General features: G+C 43.3%; 24 protein-coding genes. 7 read left to right on the top strand and 17 right to left on the bottom strand.

Features of this window, described 5'->3' with window-relative positions; translation table 11 throughout:
* The first annotated feature begins 1 nt into the window (after position 1).
* The 4 genes from HY805_06475 to mqnB all read left to right on the top strand — a co-directional run bounded on the left by HY805_06475 (position 2) and on the right by mqnB (position 3,271).
* Positions 2 to 454, top strand: coding sequence for a bifunctional nuclease family protein (locus HY805_06475; protein ID MBI4823858.1), 453 nt, complete (start codon positions 2 to 4; stop codon positions 452 to 454).
* A complete protein-coding gene (gene recO, locus HY805_06470) occupies positions 451 to 1,158 on the top strand; it encodes a DNA repair protein RecO (GenBank protein ID MBI4823857.1) in 708 nt (235 codons plus the stop codon). The genes HY805_06475 and recO overlap by 4 nt, the downstream gene beginning before the upstream one ends.
* A gap of 77 nt (positions 1,159 to 1,235) precedes the next feature.
* Entirely contained in the window at positions 1,236 to 2,579 is a 1,344-nt protein-coding gene (locus HY805_06465) for an SBBP repeat-containing protein (GenBank protein ID MBI4823856.1), read from the top strand.
* Positions 2,579 to 3,271 (top strand): futalosine hydrolase, encoded by a 693-nt coding sequence (gene mqnB / locus HY805_06460; GenBank protein ID MBI4823855.1) that lies wholly within the window; start codon positions 2,579 to 2,581, stop codon positions 3,269 to 3,271. Before HY805_06465 ends, mqnB begins: the two co-directional genes overlap by 1 nt.
* Here the strand turns inward: mqnB and HY805_06455 are convergent.
* The 9 genes from HY805_06455 to HY805_06415 form a co-directional block, all read right to left on the bottom strand.
* A complete protein-coding gene (locus HY805_06455) occupies positions 3,268 to 4,377 on the bottom strand; it encodes a branched-chain amino acid ABC transporter substrate-binding protein (protein ID MBI4823854.1) in 1,110 nt (369 codons plus the stop codon). The two genes, mqnB and HY805_06455, sit on opposite strands and share 4 nt — an antisense overlap.
* Positions 4,374 to 4,682: a PilZ domain-containing protein gene (locus HY805_06450; protein MBI4823853.1), complete on the bottom strand. Its 309-nt coding sequence runs from the start codon at positions 4,680 to 4,682 to the stop codon at positions 4,374 to 4,376. Before HY805_06450 ends, HY805_06455 begins: the two co-directional genes overlap by 4 nt.
* A gap of 399 nt (positions 4,683 to 5,081) precedes the next feature.
* On the bottom strand, positions 5,082 to 5,576 hold the full coding sequence (locus tag HY805_06445) for a DUF4411 family protein (GenBank protein ID MBI4823852.1): 495 nt from the start codon (positions 5,574 to 5,576) through the stop codon (positions 5,082 to 5,084).
* A gap of 6 nt (positions 5,577 to 5,582) precedes the next feature.
* Entirely contained in the window at positions 5,583 to 6,665 is a 1,083-nt protein-coding gene (locus HY805_06440) for an ImmA/IrrE family metallo-endopeptidase (GenBank protein MBI4823851.1), read from the bottom strand.
* A gap of 174 nt (positions 6,666 to 6,839) precedes the next feature.
* Positions 6,840 to 7,190, bottom strand: coding sequence for a DUF5615 family PIN-like protein (locus HY805_06435; protein ID MBI4823850.1), 351 nt, complete (start codon positions 7,188 to 7,190; stop codon positions 6,840 to 6,842).
* Positions 7,190 to 7,498, bottom strand: a complete 309-nt coding sequence (locus tag HY805_06430; protein MBI4823849.1) for a DUF433 domain-containing protein — start codon at positions 7,496 to 7,498, stop codon at positions 7,190 to 7,192. The genes HY805_06435 and HY805_06430 overlap by 1 nt, the downstream gene beginning before the upstream one ends.
* A gap of 246 nt (positions 7,499 to 7,744) precedes the next feature.
* Positions 7,745 to 9,556, bottom strand: coding sequence for a translational GTPase TypA (typA, locus tag HY805_06425; protein ID MBI4823848.1), 1,812 nt, complete (start codon positions 9,554 to 9,556; stop codon positions 7,745 to 7,747).
* Between the two features lie 163 nt (positions 9,557 to 9,719).
* On the bottom strand, positions 9,720 to 10,346 hold the full coding sequence (locus tag HY805_06420) for a cytochrome b/b6 domain-containing protein (protein ID MBI4823847.1): 627 nt from the start codon (positions 10,344 to 10,346) through the stop codon (positions 9,720 to 9,722).
* Positions 10,347 to 10,350: 4 nt separating this feature from the next.
* Complete coding sequence (locus tag HY805_06415; protein MBI4823846.1) at positions 10,351 to 12,072, bottom strand: hypothetical protein; 1,722 nt, start codon at positions 12,070 to 12,072, stop codon at positions 10,351 to 10,353.
* A 652-nt stretch (positions 12,073 to 12,724) separates the two neighbouring features.
* Here HY805_06415 and HY805_06410 point away from each other — a divergent pair.
* Positions 12,725 to 12,934, top strand: coding sequence for a 2-oxoisovalerate dehydrogenase (locus tag HY805_06410; protein MBI4823845.1), 210 nt, complete (start codon positions 12,725 to 12,727; stop codon positions 12,932 to 12,934).
* Positions 12,931 to 13,176, top strand: coding sequence for a type II toxin-antitoxin system HicA family toxin (locus tag HY805_06405; GenBank protein ID MBI4823844.1), 246 nt, complete (start codon positions 12,931 to 12,933; stop codon positions 13,174 to 13,176). Before HY805_06410 ends, HY805_06405 begins: the two co-directional genes overlap by 4 nt.
* Before the next feature lie 542 nt (positions 13,177 to 13,718).
* Here HY805_06405 and HY805_06400 read toward each other — a convergent pair.
* The 7 genes from HY805_06400 to HY805_06370 all read right to left on the bottom strand — a co-directional run bounded on the left by HY805_06400 (position 13,719) and on the right by HY805_06370 (position 19,040).
* Entirely contained in the window at positions 13,719 to 14,255 is a 537-nt protein-coding gene (locus HY805_06400) for a hypothetical protein (GenBank protein ID MBI4823843.1), read from the bottom strand.
* Positions 14,246 to 14,563, bottom strand: a complete 318-nt coding sequence (locus tag HY805_06395; protein ID MBI4823842.1) for a hypothetical protein — start codon at positions 14,561 to 14,563, stop codon at positions 14,246 to 14,248. The genes HY805_06400 and HY805_06395 overlap by 10 nt, the downstream gene beginning before the upstream one ends.
* A 30-nt stretch (positions 14,564 to 14,593) precedes the next feature.
* The gene (locus HY805_06390) at positions 14,594 to 15,481 is read right to left on the bottom strand and encodes a hypothetical protein (GenBank protein MBI4823841.1); all 888 of its coding nucleotides are present in this window, start codon (positions 15,479 to 15,481) and stop codon (positions 14,594 to 14,596) included.
* A 490-nt stretch (positions 15,482 to 15,971) separates the two neighbouring features.
* On the bottom strand, positions 15,972 to 16,238 hold the full coding sequence (locus HY805_06385; protein ID MBI4823840.1) for a hypothetical protein: 267 nt from the start codon (positions 16,236 to 16,238) through the stop codon (positions 15,972 to 15,974).
* 1 nt (position 16,239) lies between these two features.
* Entirely contained in the window at positions 16,240 to 16,524 is a 285-nt protein-coding gene (locus HY805_06380) for a BrnT family toxin (GenBank protein MBI4823839.1), read from the bottom strand.
* Between the two features lie 120 nt (positions 16,525 to 16,644).
* Complete coding sequence (locus HY805_06375; GenBank protein ID MBI4823838.1) at positions 16,645 to 17,520, bottom strand: UDP-3-O-acyl-N-acetylglucosamine deacetylase; 876 nt, start codon at positions 17,518 to 17,520, stop codon at positions 16,645 to 16,647.
* 113 nt (positions 17,521 to 17,633) lie between these two features.
* Positions 17,634 to 19,040 carry a TldD/PmbA family protein gene (locus HY805_06370; GenBank protein MBI4823837.1) on the bottom strand — a complete coding sequence of 469 codons (1,407 nt, stop codon included), beginning with the start codon at positions 19,038 to 19,040 and terminating at the stop codon, positions 17,634 to 17,636.
* Between the two features lie 64 nt (positions 19,041 to 19,104).
* Here HY805_06370 and mtnP point away from each other — a divergent pair, with 64 nt between their 5' ends.
* A complete protein-coding gene (mtnP, locus tag HY805_06365; protein ID MBI4823836.1) occupies positions 19,105 to 19,893 on the top strand; it encodes an S-methyl-5'-thioadenosine phosphorylase in 789 nt (262 codons plus the stop codon).
* Positions 19,894 to 19,896: 3 nt separating this feature from the next.
* Here mtnP and HY805_06360 read toward each other — a convergent pair whose 3' ends face one another.
* Positions 19,897 to 21,255, bottom strand: a complete 1,359-nt coding sequence (locus HY805_06360) for a sigma-54-dependent Fis family transcriptional regulator (GenBank protein MBI4823835.1) — start codon at positions 21,253 to 21,255, stop codon at positions 19,897 to 19,899.
* Between the last annotated feature and the right edge of the window lie 185 nt (positions 21,256 to 21,440).

The raw sequence follows: 21,440 nt of genomic DNA, 5'->3' as shown, positions 1-21,440 counted from the left end.
TATGTTGATTCGTATGAAGGTCGAGGGTCTTTTATTCGACCCGAGAAGTAACATGTATATCCTACTTCTTAAGGAAGTGGATGGCTCAGACACTTTACCCATCTGGATTGGAAAACCAGAGGCAGACTCTATAGCCCTTGCACTGGGCAAGGTGGCAACACCAAGGCCTCTGACCCATGACCTCATCAGAAACCTCATTGACCTCCTTAAGGTAAAGGTCACGAGGATTGTGGTTACAGAGATATTAGACAACACATACTATGCCCTCATTTATCTAACCGATGGAAAACGGGATATACCGATTGACTCAAGACCCTCGGATGCAGTTGCAGTTGCCCTTAGGTCAAGTGCACCTATATTCGTCGAGGATGGGATATTAGAAAGAAAAAATACAGATGAGCTTGAAGAATGGCTTAAAAACCTTAAGCCAGAAGACTTTGGCAATGTCATGTGAGCCTGTATCGTAGAACAGAGGCTATTGTCCTTAAGAATAATCCTTTTCAGGAAGCAGACCTGATAGTTACTTTTCTTACACTGGATTATGGCATCATAAATGCGATTGCAAAAAGCTCCCGAAAAATAAAAAGCAGGTTTGGAAGCTCTCTGGAGCCATTTACATATTCTAAAGTCGCATTCGTTGGAAAAGAAGATGTAAGACTGCCCAGATTGACTCAGTCAGACATAATTACATCCTTTCACGGATTAAGGGAAAATCTCTCTGACCTAATGGATGCATCCGAGATGGCAGGAATTACCCTTATGCTTTTGCCCGAGGCAGAGGTAAATAAAAAGGCATTCTCCCTTCTGATGACCTCACTTCACATGCTCGATAAAAAACACTCTACCGTGCCACCAGTGATGCTTTATAAGATAAGATTGCTTGACATAGCAGGCTACTCACCCTCTTTGAAGTGCGTAAAATGCAAAAAACAAGTAGATGGCTTTTATATGGAAGGGGCGATGCTCTGTAATGCCTGTGTCAGGGCTTATAACCAAATCTCGGTTTTGAGCCCTCTTTCATCTGGGGCAATAAAGCTTTATGAGAGCCTGAGGCTTTGGGACATCCAGAAGATGAGTAGGATAAAGCCATCGGTTAGTATGCTACTTGAGCTTAAGGAGCTCATTAAGACGCATATACAATATATAGCTTCACCCTGAGATTCGTAGTTTCCCTGTGGATTTTTTAATGCGAGTTGTTTTATTCTTATATGCATTAGATTTATGGAGGTATTGATATGAAAAGGAAATCCTCTCCTCTTGTTATTATCGGTGCTTTATCTGTTTTATTGCTTTTCTCCTGCACTCCGCCTCAGCCTACAAAGGCATGGACAAAACAGATGGGAAGTCCTGCGGATGATTTCGCCTATGCAGTGGCATTAGACGAACAGGGCAATGCCTATATAGCAGGCTCCTCGTCAGGTAATTTTGATGGGCTTCGTGGAGCAGGCTATCGTGACCTTATCTTAGGCAAATACGATGCAGGCGGAAGGAAGCTCTGGTCAACGCAGATGGGAACCTCATCGTGGGAAGAGGCATATAGCATTGCAGTTGGCCAAAAAGGCGATGTATATACGGTTGGCTATACATATGGAGGTCTCGACGGCAATATGAACTTAGGCCAGTATGACTTTTTTCTGGTCAAGCACGATGCAGGTGGCAATAAGCTCTGGAGCAAGCAGATGGGCACAGAAAAAAACGATTATGCCTATTCAGTGGCAGTTGACAAAGACGGTAATGCCTATGTGGCAGGCTATACATATGGAAGTTTCGAGGGCTCAACCAATGCAGGCAGTGCAGACATCTTCTTAATCAAATACGACACAAATGGAAATATGCTCTGGGTTAGACAGATGGGGACTGCATCGGATGATATAGCCTACGGAGTGGCAGTTGACAAAGACGGAAATGCCTATGTGGCTGGCTATACAGGCGGAGGGTTCGATGGCAATGCCCATATGGGCAGTTGGGATATATTTCTTATTAAATACGACTCAAACGGTACCAAGCTCTGGAGTAAACAAGCCGGGACTCCATCATGGGATGAGGCATGGGCAGTGGCAGTTGACAAAGACGGTAATGCCTATGTGGCGGGCTACACAGGCGGAGGGCTCGATGGCTTAAAAAGTTCGGGTGCATTCGACCTCTTCCTCATTAAGTATGGCTCCAATGGAAATAAGCTTTGGGTGAAACAGACAGGCACTGCTGAAAATGATTATGCACATGCAGTGGCAGTCGATGCTAATGGGAATGCATATGTCTCTGGCTATACAGAGGGTGGACTTGGTGGAGTCAACAGAGGAGATGCAGACCCATTCGTGGTGAGCTTTAGCCCAAAGGGAAGAAAACTATGGACCTATCAGACAGGAACCTCCTCTGGAGATTACGCATTCGGTGTGGCAGTAGATTCCTCGATGAATGTATATGCAGTGGGAGAAACCTCAGGCACGATTGAAGAAAATGGCAGTCAGGGCGCTTATGACCTTTGTCTTTTTAAGCTCAATGCACCTAAGGAGGAGGGATTCTTTAGCCGTATCAAATCGTTTTTCAAAGGACTGCTTAAGAAAATCGGCATAGGCTGATGCGTTGGGGACTTATCAGTGCAGTGCCCTTTGAAGCCAATCTCCTGATAAAAAGGCTCTGCCTGAAGCAACCCCCTAAGTCCGACCTCTTGGGCTTGTTCATTGGCAATAATGTCTTATATATCTCCTCAGGCATAGGTGCTGTAAATACAGGACATGCAACTACCCTGCTTATAAAGGAGTTTTTACCTCAGGCTGTTATTGCCTTTGGCATTGGTGGTGCATATCCATCATCAGGCTTAAAAATAGGTGACATTGCAGTGGCTGAAAAGGAGATATATGCTGACACAGGAGTACTCTTAAAAAATGGATTTCACGGTCTAAATACCATCGGGATACCACTGATTAAAAAAGGCAAAAAAAAATACTTCAACGAATTTCCTCTTGACACTAAACTGATTAAAAAAGCTATGAGGGTGCTACCAACTGTGCATAAGGGCGTATTTCTTACCGTATCTACCTCTACAGGCACATTAAAAAGGGCAAATGAGCTGAGCAGAAAATGTAATGCCATATGCGAGAATATGGAAGGCGCCTCTGTCGCACATATATGCACTATGTATGGCATACCGCTTCTTGAGCTAAGGGGCATAAGCAATATGGTTGAAGACAGGGATTTAAGAAAATGGGACAAAGCCCTTGCCTCAAGGAGATGTCAGGAGGCAGTGCTAAAGATAATAAGCCTGATTTAGGGTTTCCAGAACTCCACAAACTCGCCGCTTTTTGTAATCCAGATGACATAAGGTGCATTAACCACATCGCCCTTTTCATCGAATTTAATCCTGCCAAGGCCGCCTTCAAACTCAAGGCTATGGAGTTTCTCTATGACAGCCTTAGTGTCTATTGTGTTTGCCTCCTTAATTGCAGTAAGGAGTATGTTTATCGCATCGTATGCATAAATGGAGTAAGGCCCGATGTCTCCGAATCTCATCTTATAAGTCTGCATGAATGTCTTTGCAGTGGGTATGTTCTTTGGGTCAGGGCTGAATGTAAGGAATGTGCCTTCTGCGGCATCTTTGCCTGCTATTTCAACAAACTTCTTGTCTATCGTTCCATCTCCGCTCATAAAGGGGGTTTCGATGCCAAGCTCTCTTGCCTGTCTTACGAGGAGACCTGCCTCAGGGTATATGCCTCCAAAGTAAATCAGCTCGGGATTTTTGTCCTTAATGGCAGTAAGCACCATCTTGAAGTCCTTATCGCCCTGAACAATGCCTCCGTAGTAAACAGTCTTTATATCACTGCCTAAGGATTTCTTGAATTCATCTGCAAGTCCCTGTCCATAGGTTGTCTTGTCATGGATTATGGCAACGGATTTCACTTTCAGCTTTTTCTTTACGAAAAGAGCGGCAATCATTCCCTGCTGGTCATCCCTTCCGCAGACCCTGAAGACGCCTCTCATACCCCTTTCTGTAAGCAGGGGGTTTGTGGATGCAGGGCTTATCATAGGGATGCCTGCCCTCCCATAGACATCAGAGGCTGGAATCGAACAGCTTGAGTTAAAGTGCCCTATGATGCCGACAACACCGCGGTTAACAAGCCTGTTTGCAACAGAGACCGCTTGCTTTGGGTCTGCTTGGTCATCGCCGACCTCTATGACAATCCTTTTGCCTAACACCCCGTCTTTTTGATTCCACTCCTGAACTGCAATCTCAACGCCGTTTCTAAAGTCAGCTCCCATCTTTGCCTGAGGACCTGTCATTGGCCCTGCAATGCCGATTCTTATAACATCTTCCTTTGGCTTACATGCAGTAATGGCTGTTAGGATAACGAATATTGATACTAAAAAGCTTTTCCTCATGATTTCTCTCCTCTAAAGTCTTTCTGTAAAAGCTGGCTCTTAATAGAGATGTAATTTTTTATCTTCTTTAATGTCTCTCTGTCAAGGTCTGTAAAATTCACTCCGATGCCTATGCCTGCTTGCGAGTGTTGGACCTTTGCAGTAAGATTAAGGGTTTCATTGCCAAGCCTGAACTTAATATGAATGATATTACCTGTAATGAATGTCTTTGTCGTATAAAGATACATCCCTTCCTCTGAGAGGTCAAGTCCTTCTGCCTTTGTAGTCTTATTGATTGTTACATCCTTTGTTATTGAAATCCGCACTTTTTTCCTTTTAAGCATGTCTTAGTTTATACCATTAAAATGCTGTTTGCAAGAAATCATTCTTTGTCTGTCAGCAAAATCAAAGTTCAGCCTTGACCTTTCCTGCTCTTCATCATCCCTTTGCTTTAGTTTATGGGGTGGGGGGGGTGCCTCATAACCCCTTGATTTTTAAGGATTCCCATGTTGATTAAGTTGATATTTATCAACCTCAACCATCGTTTTATAGCTATAATCTACTAAAACTATAGTTAGTAGTATAAGGCATGGTTTTTGATTTGTCAAGCCTTTTTTGTCATTTGTCAAGCCCCTCAATAACCCCTTTGTTAAATTTCAGTGAAGTGAAGTGCTGGAGTTTTAAAATTTAATTATTCTTCATTCGGTGGTGCTTGATTTTCGCCTCTAATATTTAATCCCTATCTTTTTAAAAAAATCTAATAACCCAAGACACTTTAATCCAAGCATAGAAGTTATTGCTGGAATCCTATTTTGTGTATTTTTCTCATCCGTAACGATGATTGCATCCTCACAAAGGCTAAGAGCCATTACCCACGGATCAGCCCACACTTCTTTATTATTTTCATTTTTCCAATAATTTTTATCATACTGCTTTTCAACTTCCTGAAGTTTTTGTCTCTGACATTCATCTATATCTTTGAACATCACCTTGTTACTTTTACACCAATCATAAATTTTATCGCTCACAGCTTTAATTTCTTTATAAACTTCCAGCGATGCTATTAACTCTCCATTTCTTATCATATCTTCTAATTTATTCCAAATTGTGGGGAATACATCTCTCCGATATATATCCCTTCCACGAGGCATGAGATTTATTAAAGCGCTGGCGTCTATACAAAATATTGTTTTCGGGAATAATTCCTGCTCTCTGGGCATTCTAAATTACCATTCGACAAATTTTTCTGTGTATTTAGCTTTCAACCCTAAGATATTCATTACCTCAGAATATGAAATTTTATCGGACCGATAGGCATTAGTCGCCTCTCTGACGACTAAATTCCCAACACGATTCTGAAATACCTTGTTCCAATCCCTACGGCCAAACTTTTTCCCTTTTAATTTCTTTTCTCCCTCCCTCTTAAACTGTTCATATCTTTCTTTAGATATATATCCTAACCAGAGAAGTCTAAGCATAATTACCTGTTTACTCACTCCATAAATTTCGGAAAGCTCTAAAACTGTGCGTTCATCTAATTGTAAAAACCTTTTATACTCTTCCTTTAAGTCATCTAAAGGGACAAGGAATTCTGCAGAAAACAAATTACAGCTTGCTTCTATGTCTTTGTCTTTTTGCTCAATCTCTATTGAACATATACCGGAGCTTCTTTTTAGTAAGTGATATACTTCGTGGAAAAGAGAGAATAATTTTATTGATGGATTGTCTTCCTCATTTAAAACAATGACAGAGATATTGGCAAAAACACTAAAGCCTCTAACATCTTCTGCCTTTAATGGTAATTCTATAATTGATATAAACAATTTTCCTTCCAATACCTGTTTGTAGTGAGTTAAAAGTTCGTCTGATTTTTTTGATTTCAATATATCTACTTTCAAATATTTTTTAAATTCGTGTGCTAATTCATCAGGTTTTAATGTCTCTGGAAAATCTGGAATTTGACTTCTTCTACCACTTAACTCAGCTAATTTATAAGCAATGTAATAAGCCCTTCTTTCAGCTATATATACCTGCGGGGTTAATCTTTTTTCACGATTTATTCTAAAGTCTGTTAGTGCAGGCATTATAGGGAGTATGTCTGTGAAAAATGCAGAGAGAGGGCGATGATAAATATCAGATAATTTTTTTATTTGGGTTAAAGTAAATTCCGCAAGACCACCTTCTATTTTTTTTATCTTTTCTGCAGTGGTTTTAAGTTTCTTAGCCACCTCATCAATGCTATATCCAGAAATCTCACGAAGTGCTTTCAACACCTCAGGGTTAACTTTTATTTCAGGACTTTTTGTCATTTTTATTTATCGCCTTCTATTATTTTTTATCTATGAAGAAGATACTGAAAATCTCTGGAAAAAGCAAGGTCAATGAGAAAAAAATGGCCCCCCTAACTTTCTCAACCTTATCAAAAGGTGTCATATAGTTCAACCCTCTGTAGTTCCTTCTATCAGCTCTAAAAAAGATTTATTCTACTTCAGTGGTAAAAACTCTACTCTATCAGTAAGGTCTTCAGGTTCTCCAGATTGAGCAATTATTTCTAAGTCTCTGACACAGGCTCCAATCGAAATACTCAAGGGGGATGTATAAATTACTCCTGAAAATGGGATTGATAACCGTTGTCTCTTTGCTGCCTCTACCAATAAATCATCATCAAAAGTAAAAAGCACACGACTTAATGCCGTTGCGCGGTCTAACAGTTCAGGGTCGGAAAGTTTATCAGCATTGTCTTCCTGTGCTGTAAGAACATTAATCCCTCTTAGACGGAGACCATTTGTAATTGCCTTTGGTATATGAGCATCCATGTAAAGCTTGACAGCCACTACAGTAGCCGGGAGGCTCTTAATCTTTCTTTCAAAGGGGATTTTTCGGCCTTGTATTGCATAATGCCTTGAAGGCGTTGTTCGATATCTTCATTGAGTTTTTTTTCATTGTCATAATAATAAGCCAATGCTGAATGAATCTGTCCCAATGTTAAATAAGGATGCTGGAGATGTAGCTCCTCAGGGCTCCATCCATATGCTATCTTTTCTGCTACAAGCTCAACCACTTTCATGGTAGTGCCTGCAATAAAAGGCACTCCTTTTTTATCAATTGTGATATGCTCATATTTAGTTTCTACTGAATACATATACACTCCTTTTACAAATCCTTCTCGTTTCAATTATACCATAGATAAGGTAAAATGCCTTAGTCCAAATTTTTTTAATTCATTTTCTTGGGCATGAAGGACATCGCAGATGCGATTCACCTAAAGCAACTGGGGTTTGGGGTGAAACCCCAAATAAGATTGGAAATAGAAATAGGCTCAGGAAAATTATAGCCTCTATTAGAACATTATCATTTTGGCAGGACAGGAGGGAAGGGACAATGCCCCTTACCTTCTCCTTGGCCTTTTTGAGGCATCGAGCACTCTCTTCCTCAGTCTCAGGGAGACAGGCGTAACTTCTATCAGCTCGTCTTCTTTAATAAACTCTATTGCCGTCTCAAGGGAAAGCGTCCTCGGAGGTATCAGCCTGAGGGCTTCGTCTGCACCTGATGCCCTCATGTTTGTGAGCTTCTTTTCCTTGGTCACATTCACATCGAGGTCAACATCCCGTGAGTTTTCGCCTGCTATCATGCCCTCATAGACCTCTATGCCTGCCGGAATGAAAAGGACTCCCCTCGGCTGAAGGTGGAAAAGGGCAAATGTGGTGGATATGCCCTTGCGGTCCGACACTAACGCTCCAGTGGGACGCTTGGTCATCGGGCCAGTCCAAGGCTCATACCCGTCAAAGACCTGATGCGCAAGCCCCGTGCCCCTCGTGTCCATAAGAAACCGGGCGCGGAATCCGATAAGCCCCCTTGAGGGTACATTGAATTCAAGCCTCACCCTGCCCCGGCTCTGCTGCACCTTGAGCATCCTACCCTTTCTCACACCCATCTGCTGGGAGACAACGCCCACGAACTCCTCCGGGATGTCAATAACCACAAGCTCCACCGGCTCATGGATGACTCCGCCAATGTCCTTTGTTATGACCTCCGGCATGGACACGGACATCTCGTAACCCTCCCGCCTCATCATCTCTATCAGTATTGCAAGCTGGAGTTCTCCCCTCCCCTTGACCGTAAAGGAGTCCGTAACGGTAAAATCCACTCGGATACTTACATTATGAAGCACCTCTTTTTCGAGCCTGTCGCATATCTGACGGGAGGTTACAACCCTGCCTTCCCTTCCTGCCATAGGCGATGTATTTACCGAAAAGACCATCGAGAGCGTTGGCTCGTCCACTGCAATCCGTGGCAACTGCCGGGGGTCCTCCAAATCGCCCACCGTGTCCCCTATGCCTACGCCCTCAAGACCGGCTACGGACACGATATCGCCTGCGCTGGATAATTCGATGGGCACCTTCTCGAGACCCTTAAATGAGTAAAGCATGCTCACCTTTCCTGTGACCGGCCCTCCGTTTTCACCGATAATCCTCACGGTCTGCCCCTGCCGTACTGCCCCGGAGAACACCCTGCCTATGGCAAGCCTGCCGGTATAGTCGTCGTAATCTATGTTTGTAACGAGCATCTGAAGAGGCATTGAATCGTCGTACACAGGAGGCGGCATGTAGTTGATTATCATATCAAAAAGAGGCATAAGGTTTTTAAATTCGCCGCCCGGCTCAAGCGATGCAACTCCGACCTTGGCATTGGTGTAGACTATCGGGAAATCAAGCTGTTCCTCCAAGGCTCCAAGGTCTATGAAGAGGTCATAGACCTCATTGAGGACCTCCTGAACCCGGGCGTCGTGCCTGTCTATCTTGTTTATCACAAGTATGGGCGGCAGCTTAAGCTCAAGCGCCTTTTTCAGCACAAACCGTGTCTGGGGAAGGGGGCCTTCCGATGCGTCTACCAAAAGGAGCACGCCGTCCACCATCTTAAGGGTCCTCTCTACCTCGCCGCCGAAGTCGGCATGACCCGGAGTATCCACTATATTTATAGTAACATCGCCGTATGTGATGGCTGTATTTTTAGCCATAATGGTGATGCCTTTCTCCCGCTCAAGGTCAATGCTGTCCATAACCCTTTCCTTTACCTTCTGGTTGCTCCTGAAGATGCCGGACTGGTGCAACATGCCGTCCACCAAGGTGGTCTTCCCATGGTCCACATGAGCGATGATGGCGATATTCCTTAAGTCATTCCTTGTTTTCCGCAAAACCATACTCCCTTATGAGTGTTTTCTATGTTTCTTACCGACATAAAGCAGAACAACTTTTATAATAACATGTTCTGCATGCTAAAAGCCCTTAAATGAATTTACACAGAATAATTGACATTACCCGGCAGTTACAATGGGGGAGGCAAAGCCTCCCCCAAAAAATCAATCAGTGATGCTCTTCTTCTTCTTCATACCCTGTAAACATTGCCTTTATATGGGCAGTTACAGTGTGTCCTAATGTTGCAAGGTAGATGTGTATGAAAAGAAACGAGCTAAAGAACAGAAACAGAAGCACATGAACCGTGTCCACTATCTTTATGCCGCCTGCAAGGCTTATGAATTGGGAGAAGCCCTTTACATCCCACATCAAAATGCCTGTCACAATCTGAAGCGGAATAAACATGGCCATGATGTTCAGATAAGCCATCTGCTGTAAGGGGTTGAATTTATTGTCAGGCGAAGGATGATGCGGGTTTTCTTCGCCAACGAATATTCCGTATGCGTAATACCTTGCCTGCCTGATGCTTCCCTCGATGAACTTCTTAGGGCTGAATGCCGGCACATAGGTCTTAATCTTGCCTGAGATGAGATAGTAGCCCAGCCACAAAAGGAAGTTTCCAAGAAGGATGAACCCGCATATGTTGTGGGTGTCAACTGCAAACTTGAATGTCATGAGGTTCATGATGTCCCTGTAGCGTATCTGAAGCCCTGTGACAATCAGCGCAAGGAAGCTCAGGGCATTTATCCAGTGCCAGATCCTTACTGGTATGGGGTGAAGATATATCTTTTTCATGTTTTCACCTCCCATGTCCTTTATGTTTTTTGGAAGCCCTCAGCCGTCTTGTCAGTATCCTCATGGTTATATGCACTGCAGGGAATGACGCACCTGCCAGAACCATGAATATGCCAAGGAAATCCAGTATTTTCACACGCATTGAGCCTAAGGCATAGAACTGGTTAAGAGGCAACACAGAGAATATCGAACTCAGCGCCTTGGGGTTGACATCGACGAACCCCTCCTTGCCATTGCCCTTTATGACTGAAAGCGAAACAGCCTTAAAGGAATCTGACTGGGCGTTATGGCAGGTATCGCACTGCCTTAGTGCCTTGCTCTTGTCGGTTACGCAATGGGACTTTATGGAGTCCTGAATGCCAACTGTGCCTTTTAGTCTCACTGAGGTTTCCTTATCGTTGAGCCTCTGATAGATATCCCAGAGTTGTCTGCCCCCTATGCCTCCTTTAGGGTTATCTGTTAGCATCCCATAGTCTGCGCCCAAAAGCTCTTTTACCTTTGGCTCTGAGATAACCTTGCCTGAATCTCTGTCCGTTATACTAAGGTATATCCTGCGTCCTACATTAGGGACATGGCATGCTGTGCAGGCAACTGCCTCGAGATGTATAGCCGCATTCGGAAGCCACTGGTCATGCATATATTCAGCGTTGTTGTGGCAGACAGTGCATCTTGCCTTTGGGGACATTGAAAGTGTAGCTGGTTTTACCCCATGTGCAGAATGGCAGGACGAACATATTGGTGCGGCTGCCTTGCCACCTGCCTTTGCCACACCATGAACGCTTCCCTTGAACTCCTCAAAAGTGTCCTCATGGCATTTTCTGCATGGCACACCTGCCATTGTCTCTGCTATTGCCTTTGGCCCTACAGAGTGGGCACCATGACAGTCTGTGCACACAGGTGCCTTAAGGTTTCCCTCCTTGAGCATTCCAAAGTGGATACTGCCTTCAAACTCCGCGTACTTATCAGGGTGGCATCTCCTGCATACACTGCTTGATATCTCCACAGAGAGTTGCCTCCTCCCTTCAAACTTCTTAAGCGGATGCTCCTTTTTAGAAAACCCCACATGACAGTCAGAGCAATTGTGATTTGAGTGAACAGATTTCCTGATGACCGTCTCGTCAATCTTTAGAGAAACGACCTCTCCGTTTAAAGAGAGCTTCAGGTCTTGCTTATGACAGGTAAGACAGTACTGAGAGTCAGATGCGGTTTCTTTCCATCCAGAAGACTTCCTGATGGAGTGCGAGCCGTGACACTCAGAGCAAGGCGGTGCATTTGCTCTGGTTACTGCGTGCTGGTGAAGGGGCTTTTTGAGGATTTGCTCATCTGGATGGCAGTTTCTGCATGCAGATGTGACATGGAGGCTAAATTCCCGCTTGCTACCATATACCGCAGATGGATGATTGTCCATAGAGATGTCGTTGTGGCAGTCCGAACAGCCAAGGAAACTATGAACAGTGTCTTTGAAGTGCTTTTCGCTCAGAACTATAGAGAGTTTCTCTCCGTTTTTAAAGGTCTTGACAATAGGAGTCGAATGACAGCCCATGCACATCCCTGCCTCATCGGAAGACAGGACACTTGCCGAGGCTATGCGGGTGAGAAACACTACGGCAACGAGCATTGACACAAAGGGGATTAAGCATACAAACAGCACTCCAAAAAACGGGCCAAGCAGAATCATCCAGATGCTTCCCTTTCCAGCAATCCGTTCAGCATTAAGCTTGAACATCTTTACTACCTCCTTTCTTTAGATTTAGATTCGCTGATAATTACAATATATAATCTTAGATTGGAAAAAAGCAATATAATAATGTAAGGCAACCTGCTTCATCCTTTCAGGGTCTAATGTTTTTGCTTTAGTTTATAGGGAGGGGGGGTGCCTCATAACCCATTGATTTTTAATGATTCCTGCTTCCATTTTAGTTCCGTTTAGTTCCGTTTTGGTTCACTTTTATGCATTTTATTTGCACTTCTGCACTCTCTGTCTCCTCTTTCGTCTTTCTGAGCCTGTCAAAGGGTCTCTCCTTGCTCCTTTAAACTAAAGTTATATAATAGAGGATTTTATCCCCTTTTGTCAAGTAAAAAATGCACTATGGTTTTCTCCCCTTTCTGTCATTGCGATGCCGATGCCTCGGCAGAAGCAATCTCAGCCTGTCATGCTGAATTTATTTCAGCATCTAATAAAATCAACTGGTTATAAGACCCTGAAACGAGTTCAGGGTGACAGTATTGAATATCTGCAAACCGATTTGTCATTCTGAATTTATTTCAGAATCTCAGTTACTCCTGCTCTGTTGCTCTTTTATTCTCCTCCCAATATATTGCCACTAAAGAAGGTTACCTGTTATAATCGGATATATATAGATAAGAAGAGGTGCGATATGGAAAAAGAAGTTATCTTTGTTATCGAGGAATCTTTAGAAGGAGGTTATGAGGCTAAGGCATTAGGTCATTCAATCTTTACCGAGGCTGATACACTTGAAGAACTTAAAAAAATGGTTCATGATGCCGTCCTGTGTCATTTCGACGAGCAGGATAGACCTAAAATAATACGCTTGCATATGGTAACAGAAGAACTTCTTGCCGTATGAAACTGCCACGGGACATCGGTGGCTATGCACTTGCTTCACTTCTTGCAAAATACGGTTATCAAACAATACACCAGACAGGCAGCCATGTCAGGCTGGTATCGTCAATAAAAGGCAGGCAACATCGCATCACCATACCTGCACATAAGACCCTAAAAGTCGGCACTTTAAGTGGTATCCTTAAGGATGTCGCCTCATACCTTAAAATAGATTTTCTGAAACTATGTAAAGAGCTTTTTGACTAAAAAGCCACAGAAGTTCCGCATCAAGCCGTTCTTGGCAAGTCGTTTTTGCTTCTGAAACACTGCAACCATGTATTCGTATTATTCCACATCCAAAAGAATCGCCTTAATTATTGTCGGGCTGAAATTAAGTATGGTGTCCCCAGAATTGTATTATTCTGTTATCTGCACCGGATACATTCTATCTGCAATGCCCAAAGGCATTGTCATGCTGAACTTGTTTCAGCATCTCAGTTCAGCATCTCATTAGACCCTGAAACAAGTTCAGGGTGACAGGGAAAGGGTCTGTCATTCTGAATTTATTTCAGAATCTCAAAAACTTATAACAACCTACAGCGTAAAGAAGGCAAGGAGATTCGGAAATAACACAGATGGTGTAGGAAACCCGGCGCGAACGGTTCAGAAAAATAGCGGCAAAAAGGACAAACGACATCCTCGAGAAAATCAGAATCTTGGGTAATTGCTCGAATAAAAGCTCCTATGCGTATACGGAGGAAGAGGCGAACAGGATTTTCTCGCCAGGAATCGGAACAAAGGTTTATCGTTCATGGGCACATATAATAATCGGCACTTTCACCTAACGCATCGGCAGTAAATGTGTCCGGCAGTTCTGCTGTTTTCCCTTTCAACATCTTTCTTATTCTATTTACAAAATCCGCTTGCGACTCAACGAACATTTGTTCAATATCGCCTAAGTTCGCGGTCTTAACCTCCAAACTGTTTGTTTCGTTATTCTTCTCATGATACTTAACCCTTAGGTTGTAACTCAGTTTTATTCCTCCGTTGTGGTTGAGAAAACCCTCGAATAACTGCACGGCATCGCCACCGCCCAAATAAACAACTTTCGGATTATTGGAATAATTGCCGGAGCATTGGTGTTTAACATTTTGCACTGGCTTAGACTTTTGCTGGATTGTCAAGATCGCGGCATTTGAATACAATCCGTCTGAACCCTTCACCTTCACTGTATATCTGCCGGGTTTTATGTTCTTTACACTGACCACTACTTGATTGTCGGTTCTGTTCTTAGGCTTACCCGTACCGACAATCTTGCCCGATGCATCAATAAAAACTACATCCATTCCTTCAGTAAATCCGTTCCCTTTATGGTTATATTGAACTTGCTTCCCGATATCTTCGACGGCTTTATTGAAGTTATTATCGGCTGCGTTAAAAGCTGAGGAGTTTTTATTACGGCATCAGGAGAAGTTTGAATTACAACTTCGGGCTGCTCATCAGTTTTAATTACGACATCGGGTTGGCCCTGCAAATCCAACGGCTCATCTACGATTGATGCATTTTCAGTTGATGCGCAGCCGTAAAAAACTATTGCTATACAAAAGATGACCATAAATGCTATAGCGATATTGATGCGCTTATCATTTGTCATTTCAGATTCCTCTACATTTTATTGTGAATGTTATTGAGAAGGTATACCTATATCAAGAACTGTTTTTGCACTTGTCTCAATATAACTTTTAAACATTTTAATCCATGTGCCATCATAGGGCTTGTTCTTGTCGCCTAAATCTTTCCTGAGTTGTAACGCAGCGAAGTAATGTTGGGCCTGAAACATCCTCTTCATATAGTACTTTTTCGTCCAGCGGTTATAAGACCATATTATTTCCGTCATAATCAGGGCAAATCCAAAAAAGAGGGCCACTATCCCAGCGAGAGGGCCGCCATATACCCACCTGAGGCCAACGGAGCCCGCAATTAACATTATTCCCCCAACTGCCCAATAGATGTATTTTCTCTCGTGTTTGTATATGTGTTCCTTTTTTTCCTCAGCCGCTTCCTTGCTGCGCTCAATCAAATGCGAAACTCCATAACCGGTAAATAGGCCTCCAAGAAGCAATGTTATGGCTACTGCCATTACGCCAAAACCTGCGTCTCTGAAAAAAACAAGAAATCCGAAAAATGAAACCTCCGCGCCCGCAGCCATCAGTAATAAAATAAACCAAAGCACAATTGCCATGAAAGTGGCAGCTTTACGTTGCAGTATGCCGTCTTTGGCATCCTGAAGGTGCTGAGGGTCAACCGGTTTTTCCTCCAAATTACATAATTTCTCCAAGTGCGTGTCGCAGTTATCTTTATAATGTTGTATTGCCAATGCCATTGACTCACGCTTTTCTTCGATTGTTTGCGCTGCGATAATCTGGGGTAGGAACTTTGTCTTGGCCTCATCCTCCAGCCACCTTGTGATATTCTCGCAGTCCAGCATATAAGCGGCATTAATGTCCCACAAGTGATCTTTTGCCCTGCTTAAAATATCGCCTTGGGTAGTGCCTCTCGGTGCTTCAGACATGATGTTTCACCTCCCTATATCTGTTTTTGATATGAATTTCATGGTTAATGCGAACCGACCATTGAAACAAAAAACGCGTCCCGGGAATTCGGGACGCGTTTGAATAGCGGTTAAACCCTTAAAAAAACTTAAGAGTGAGTGAGTGAGTGCAAATATCATGCGCGGTGCCTTATGGTCGGAATTTTCTATTTCTCTCATATACGTAATCCCCCTCAGGTTATATTGACAATATCATTTTCGAGTATATATGTCAAGATAAATAATGTTATGGTATCAAGCCAATTTAGAAATGTCCTATTTAGTTAATAAGCATATGCCCATCTTAAGACTGTGCAAGCGGTAGCTCAACTATAAAAACACTTCTATGTGGCTTATTGTCAGAGTTACCACTCTTCAGGCATTAGGTGTGCTTGATGAGGCTGTAAATCCCACAGTAAGACTTGAGATTGTTAGGGCAGGAAAAGTCGCCCCTTTACGCTTCTAAATAATACTAAGCGACCTTATGTTTTGCTTCCTTAGTAAGATGTTCTTTTATCCACATCCTTAGAAGCGATGTATAGCTTAAGCCCTTCTGCTCGGCAATTGCTTCCACCGATTTAATATCGGTTGGGTCAAGCCTTATTGCAACTGTCTTTTTTGGTTTTTTAACAAATCGTATCTCAGCTTCTTTAGTATCTCTGTAATAATCTTCAAAGCTATGGGTCTCCCAGAATCTTGCAGATTCTTCATCGGTCTTAAATTTCGGTATTTTTCTCATATTATTTACCTTGCCTTTTAAAATAGTTTCTTTCCCATGTATTCATGTCTCTTGCAGTGATAACTCTTGCCTCTCCCAGTCTTACAAATCTGACTACAATAAAGAGGAATCTTCCTGAGTAAGTTTTACCAAAAACATAGTGTAGGTTTTCCCTGCCTGCTCTGATAAATGGAGTATCATACTCGTTGAAACATGCCTCTTCAACCTCTGCTGGGTTGACTGCATGTCTTGCTATGTGCTTTATGCCTTCGCCTGTCCATTTAATAGAGCTTATAGCTCTCATCATATAATGTTCCTGCCGCTTAATTAACAATAAACAAAAGTATTGCGTTTGTCAAATTAAAAAATTCCAATGTCAAGCCAATTTAGAAATGTCCTATGTAGAAAGAGATTTTTAAATCAGGCGTTAGTTATATGCGACTTGAGAGAGGCTATGCTCCGATACTATTTCCCAGCAGTCTTCTGAGGAGAGGAGTTTTTTTGCAAACTTGATGTTTGTTGTATGCCCTGTTTTTATGGCGTGAATATGACCGTAAACAGGAAGCCCTATCAAGGAAATGTCTCCGATGAAATCAAGCACCTTATGCCTTATGAACTCATCCTGAAACCTGAGCCCTGTCTTGTTAACGACCCCGATGTCACTTAAGATTATTGCATTTTCGAGCGAGCCTCCTTTTGCAAGACCATTTGCCCTCATATTGGCAATATCCTTTAGAAACCCAAATGTCCTTGCAGGTGCAAGCTCTTTCACAAAGGTCTCCTCGTTGAGCCTTATGCTCATTTTCTGCCTCCCAATGAGGTTATGGTCAAAAGATGCCTGATATGTGATAAGTGTGCCATCATATGGTAAAACACAGATTTCAGTATTAGCCTCTTTAAAGAATACTGGCTTTAGTATTCTTAAATGAGGCATTTTTTCTGCCTGCTTTGCAACTCCGGCAGAAAGGATTAGCTCCACAAACCCTGATGAGCTTCCATCTAATATTGGAATCTCTGGGCCTGAGACCTCGATGAGAAGATTATCTATGCCCAGACCTGAAAGTGCGGCAAGGATATGCTCAACTGTCTTTACCTTTGTGCCATTTGAGCCCAATGTCGTTGCAAAGGCAGTATCGCTTACTGAATTAAGGTCAGCCTTAATGAATACATCCCTGTCCCTTCTGTAAAAGACAATGCCATTGTCCCTTGGGGCAGGCATGAGCTTAACAGATGTGCTCTGCCCGGTGTGAAGCCCGATACCTGCTATGCTTACTTCTTTTTTTAAAGTCCTCTGTAGCCTCATAAAGAGATTTTATATGCAAATAAGATGCCATAATAAAACCTTTTAAAATCAATGGTTTTTCTTTCTATAGGTGTATCATTTGTTCAAAGACTTGTTGCAATTCTGAGACAGTGCTATTCTGCTGAAGGCAGTGCCTCCCCGCCAACGACTATCTCAGGGATTCTCACAGTTGGCATTGCATCCGAGACAGGCACACCCTGTGAGTCTTTTCCGCATGTTCCAATGGAAAAGCCCAAATCAGACGATACCATATCGATGGACATAAGCACCTCAGGGCCGTTGCCTGTAAGTGTAGCGCCTCTTACAGGCTCTCCTATAGAGCCTTCCTCGATAAGATAGCCTTCGAGGACATCAAAAACGAAATCTCCTGTAATGGTATTTACCTGACCTCCACCCATTTTTTTGACAAAAAGACCATTTTTGGTTGCCTTGAGCACATCCTTTGAACTGGAGATTCCTGATGCTATGAAGGTATTTGTCATTCTCGGAATAGGCCTGAACTCATAGGACTGCCTTCTTCCGTTTCCAGTAGGGGAAACCCCTGCTTTCATGGCAGTCAGCTTGTCATGCATATAGCTTATAAGCACGCCATCTTTAACGAGAACAGTTCTCTGTGAAGGAGTGCCTTCGTCATCGAATCTGAAAGAGCCTCTTTTATTAGGTAGGGTGGAGTCGTCTATGACTGTTATGAGCGAAGATGCAACCTGTGTGCCTATTTTTCCTGAAAACGAAGAAAGACCCTGCTCTGCAAGGTCTGCCTCAATGCCATGTCCAATGGCTTCATGTATCATTGTTCCGCCTGCCTCTGAGGATACGATAGCAGGCATTCTGCCTGCAGGTGCTCTTCTTGCCTTAAGCATCATGATTGCCCTGCCACCTGCCTTAATGGAAAGCCCCTCAACAGGTGTCTCATCGAAAAGCTCAAACCCAATAAGACCCCCTGCTGTTTCGTATCCTGTCTGTATAATGCCATCCTCTTCTGCCACGACATTTATAATAAAAACCGTATGGATTCTCTCGTCCTCTGCGATTTCTGCCTCTGATGTTGCGACCTGAACCTTTTGGACAGAGTCCCTGTATATAACGCTCACCTGTTTTATCCTTTTGTCTACTGCCCATGCAGTGTCATTAGCAGAGCGAACAAGATTAATCTTTCTCTCCATCGCTATGCCTTCAGGCGGCAGTTTTATCTGGAAGTTTAAGGATGGAGTTTTTATTCTCAAGTCAAGGTCGATAACCCTGTGTTCCGAGGGTGTGCTTTTAATTGCCTTCCCTAATATACCTGCGGTCTCAAGAAGGGTCTTTCTGCTTACATCGTTACAGTAGGCATAAGCAGTTTTTCCGCTCCAGAGAAGCCTTATACCGACTCCAAACTCTGTGCCTGAGACAACCTTTTCTATTTTTTTGTCCTCAAGCTGGATATATGTTGGCTGTCTCCATTCAACAAACACATCAGCATAATCACCACCTTTTGAGAGTGTCTTCTTTATTATCTTTGATAAGAGTTCCCTGTCAAGCATAAAACTTCCTTTCTAAATTCACGGAATTGGCTCTCTATGCTATAGTAATTATACCAGAATACTTATGCCAAAAATCGGTGTTATAGCTGGAAGCGGAATCGAGAGGCTACAGTCTTTAAGGCTCTTAGAGGAAAAGCCTATTAAGACCCCTTATGGCGAGCCTTCGGGACATTATAAGATATGCGAGGTCTCAGGCATCCAGCTTGCATTCCTCGCAAGACATGGCATTCCACACAGAATCCCTCCTCATAAGATTAACTATAGGGCGAATCTTTGGGGCTTCAAAAGCCTTGGAGTCCAAAGGCTCATATCAGTCAGTGCAGGAGGTGGAATAAATCCCTCCCTCAGACCCGGAGACATAGTCTTGCTCAGTCAAGTCATCGATATGACACAAGGGACAAGACAGTCCACATTCTATGACGAAGAGGAGGTCGTGCATGTGGATTTCACAGAGCCATACTGCTTAGAGCTCAGGACATCTGTCCTTGAGGCAGGCAAAAAGGCAGGCATCCCTCTTATCGAGAAAGGCACATACATCTGTGTAAATGGCCCAAGGCTTGAAACAGCAGGAGAGATAAGGTTCTTCTCGAGCATAGGTGCCGATGTCGTTGGAATGACAGGCATGCCAGAGGCTTGCCTTGCAAGAGAGCTTGAGCTATGCCTTAGTTCAATCACGGTTATCACTAACTATGCGGCTGGGATTTCTCGGAAAAAGCTCACTGCAGTTGATGTCATAGAGAAGATGAAGGAGTCAAACGAAAAAATAAATGCCCTTCTTTCCGAGACATTCCACTTAATACCAAAAGGGCGCGGATGTTCATGCAAAGATGCCCTTAAAGATGCACGGGTTTAGGGATTACGAATCACGACGAAGACGCACTGCTCTCCGTGACACCTTGGTCTTTGAGCCGAGGGTGTTTCTACTTATATCCAGAAGTTTTGCGGCTTGCAATTTATTGCCATTTGTCTTTTTTAGTGCTATTTCTATTAGAGATTTCTGAACCTCTGACACGACTGTATCATAAAGATTGGACTTATTCACTCCTCCTACTTCATTGATGTATCTATTAAGCTTTGCCTCGAGGAACTCCTTTATCGTGCCTATGCCCTCCCCCAGAAGGTCGTGTTTTCCAATTACTTCTTCTTTTGAGATAATGCATGCCTTTCTGATGGCAGTCTTAAGCTCTTTGACATTTCCTGGCCAGTCATAACTGAGAAGAAAATCCTCAAGCTCTTTAGAAAATCTCTTTTTGCCTGTCTCAAACATTGCCTCTGCCTCTTTAAGGAAGTGTTTTGCAAGCGGCAGAATGTCCTGCCTCCTGTTTCTAAGGGCAGGCACCTTAATCTCTGTCCAGTCAAGGTCTTTTCCTTTTGACGAGGCTATTACCATCACATTGGCTTTCGGTGTTTCCTCTGAGGTAGGAAACCGACCCTTATCTACAAGCATAAAGAGTTTTCTTAGAAGGTCTTTGTCAAACCCCTCGACGCCATTAATAAAGAGTGTGCCTCCTTCGGCTGATTTAACCTTTTCCTCGAGCCTGTCCTCTTCGGAGACGCTTAAGGTTATAAACGGTCCTCCTCTACGGAGGCTCTGGTTATGTATCGCCCTCGCAACCAATTGCCTTCCGGTTCCGTCCTCTCCTGATACGATAACAGGTGCATTTTTCTCGGAAACCTTTTGAATCTTACGAATGACACTGAGCATCTCAGGGCTTTTGCCCACAATTGTATAAGAGACGAGACCCAATGCCTTTAGTCTCTGAATCTCCTCCATGAGTGCAAGATGCATCTCGGCAGACTTAAGGGTTAGCCTGAGTATTTCCTCATCCATAGGCTTCTCGATGCAGGCGTATGCACCTTCCTTCATTGCAGTTATAGAGGATTGTTTTTTACTTTCAACCTGTATCGCTATTATGAGTGCCTGAGGATAATATGTCCTGATTTCCTTTACCCCGGCTATAAACGCTCCCTCTGGCAAGTCAAGAAGCACAATCTGGCCTTCAGGCTTAATCGCATTCAAGCCCGAAGGAGAAAGCCTTGACCTCGAGATAATCTTAAAGCCTTTGACACACTCTTTGAGTCTTTGGACAGTGCTCTCGTCATTGCCAATTATGAGAATTTCTTTATCCATAATCTTCCATAGTCTGGGGAAGGTAAAGATTATAACACAAGCAGGTGTTTCAGGTATAATCTTTATAAGCAAGACTGCCTTCATGCCTCCATCCTTACTTGATTTATAGGGTAGGGGGGGGTGTCCCCTAACCCATTGATTTTTAATGATTCCTGCTTCCATTTTAGTTCCGTTTAGTTCCGTTTTGGTTCACTTTTATGCATTTTATTTGCACTTCTCCACCCTCTGTCTCCTCTTTCGTCGCCCTGAGCCTGTCGCCCTGAGCTTGT

Source organism: Nitrospirota bacterium (genome assembly GCA_016207905.1).
Classification (GTDB): Bacteria; Nitrospirota; Thermodesulfovibrionia; order Thermodesulfovibrionales; family JdFR-86; genus JACQZC01.
The sequence above is the reverse complement of the archived record's forward strand: the minus strand, read 5'-3'. Positions and strand labels throughout refer to the sequence as shown.

Bases quoted from the DNA above. Each gene is read 5' to 3' on its own strand.
- HY805_06415 (MBI4823846.1), bottom strand. From the start codon at position 12,072: ATGTTCAAGCTTAATGCTGAACGGATTGCTGGAAAGGGAAGCATCTGG.
- HY805_06380 (MBI4823839.1), bottom strand. From the start codon at position 16,524: ATGATGAGAGCTATAAGCTCTATTAAATGGACAGGCGAAGGCATAAAG.
- HY805_06445 (MBI4823852.1), bottom strand. From the start codon at position 5,576: ATGCCCAGAGAGCAGGAATTATTCCCGAAAACAATATTTTGTATAGAC.
- HY805_06385 (MBI4823840.1), bottom strand. From the start codon at position 16,238: ATGAGAAAAATACCGAAATTTAAGACCGATGAAGAATCTGCAAGATTC.
- HY805_06475 (MBI4823858.1), top strand. From the start codon at position 2: ATGTTGATTCGTATGAAGGTCGAGGGTCTTTTATTCGACCCGAGAAGT.
- mqnB (MBI4823855.1), top strand. From the start codon at position 2,579: ATGCGTTGGGGACTTATCAGTGCAGTGCCCTTTGAAGCCAATCTCCTG.
- HY805_06410 (MBI4823845.1), top strand. From the start codon at position 12,725: ATGGAAAAAGAAGTTATCTTTGTTATCGAGGAATCTTTAGAAGGAGGT.
- HY805_06455 (MBI4823854.1), bottom strand. From the start codon at position 4,377: ATGAGGAAAAGCTTTTTAGTATCAATATTCGTTATCCTAACAGCCATT.
- HY805_06375 (MBI4823838.1), bottom strand. From the start codon at position 17,520: ATGAGGCTACAGAGGACTTTAAAAAAAGAAGTAAGCATAGCAGGTATC.
- HY805_06430 (MBI4823849.1), bottom strand. From the start codon at position 7,498: ATGTATTCAGTAGAAACTAAATATGAGCATATCACAATTGATAAAAAA.
- HY805_06405 (MBI4823844.1), top strand. From the start codon at position 12,931: ATGAAACTGCCACGGGACATCGGTGGCTATGCACTTGCTTCACTTCTT.
- HY805_06465 (MBI4823856.1), top strand. From the start codon at position 1,236: ATGAAAAGGAAATCCTCTCCTCTTGTTATTATCGGTGCTTTATCTGTT.
- HY805_06370 (MBI4823837.1), bottom strand. From the start codon at position 19,040: ATGCTTGACAGGGAACTCTTATCAAAGATAATAAAGAAGACACTCTCA.
- HY805_06360 (MBI4823835.1), bottom strand. From the start codon at position 21,255: ATGAAGGCAGTCTTGCTTATAAAGATTATACCTGAAACACCTGCTTGT.
- HY805_06395 (MBI4823842.1), bottom strand. From the start codon at position 14,563: ATGACAAATGATAAGCGCATCAATATCGCTATAGCATTTATGGTCATC.
- HY805_06400 (MBI4823843.1), bottom strand. From the start codon at position 14,255: ATGGATGTAGTTTTTATTGATGCATCGGGCAAGATTGTCGGTACGGGT.
- typA (MBI4823848.1), bottom strand. From the start codon at position 9,556: ATGGTTTTGCGGAAAACAAGGAATGACTTAAGGAATATCGCCATCATC.
- mtnP (MBI4823836.1), top strand. From the start codon at position 19,105: ATGCCAAAAATCGGTGTTATAGCTGGAAGCGGAATCGAGAGGCTACAG.
- HY805_06390 (MBI4823841.1), bottom strand. From the start codon at position 15,481: ATGTCTGAAGCACCGAGAGGCACTACCCAAGGCGATATTTTAAGCAGG.
- HY805_06440 (MBI4823851.1), bottom strand. From the start codon at position 6,665: ATGACAAAAAGTCCTGAAATAAAAGTTAACCCTGAGGTGTTGAAAGCA.
- HY805_06420 (MBI4823847.1), bottom strand. From the start codon at position 10,346: ATGAAAAAGATATATCTTCACCCCATACCAGTAAGGATCTGGCACTGG.